Source organism: Stenotrophomonas maltophilia group sp. RNC7, assembly GCF_030910085.1.
GTDB classification, from domain to species: domain Bacteria; phylum Pseudomonadota; class Gammaproteobacteria; order Xanthomonadales; family Xanthomonadaceae; genus Stenotrophomonas; species Stenotrophomonas sepilia.
The window spans coordinates 1-595 of the sequence record NZ_JAVFVN010000513.1 but is presented as its reverse complement, the minus strand read 5'-3'; the positions used below and the strand labels follow the sequence as shown (position 1 = coordinate 595).

General features: G+C 51.4%; 1 protein-coding gene. It reads right to left on the bottom strand.

What is annotated here, in order from left to right:
• Window positions 1–506: acyl-homoserine-lactone synthase (locus RCF13_RS10020; RefSeq protein ID WP_308141114.1), on the bottom strand; the 506-nt coding region annotated here is incomplete at its 3' end.
• Between the last annotated feature and the right edge of the window lie 89 nt (window positions 507–595).

Genomic DNA, 595 nt, shown 5'->3' with positions numbered 1-595 from the left:
ACCCCGACACCAAGTTTCACCAGACCGGGTTTAGCGGCAGCTATACGGCGGGGCTTCCAGCCGATCCGGGCATACACGCGTTCCATCTGGAGTTCGTAGAGCCCGACGATCCGTTCGATGCCGCAATTTGTGTACAGTCTGTGGAGGCCGATCAGGAGGCGGATAGATGTCGCGCTGTCCCCTTTATGAACACAGAATTTCGTACATTCCCACATATTTGGGTCAACGAAATCGACCGGTTCTTCAAAGAAGTCCAGGAACTCCCTCCGGATCATCGTCATGGATGTGGTCGGGAGCAATCTGAGCGATCCACGAACGATGCCCTGCTCATCGACGTCTAAAAGATAGGGGGGATCGCATTTCAGATCGTAATAATCTATTTCAAGGCCGTCTTTTACAGCAACTGGCCACCGGAGGCGTTGGTGAAATACCTCGGCCCGGCCTCGAAACATCTGATCGAACAACTCGGGATACAATTTTCGATCATGTGCCTTGAGAACTTTCATATGCTCACCTTCCAGTGGGTTGACTGGAAGAGGCCAGAATGTTTTCCGGCATGCTATCTGGCAAAATTGACAGATTTGTATGTCGTGAT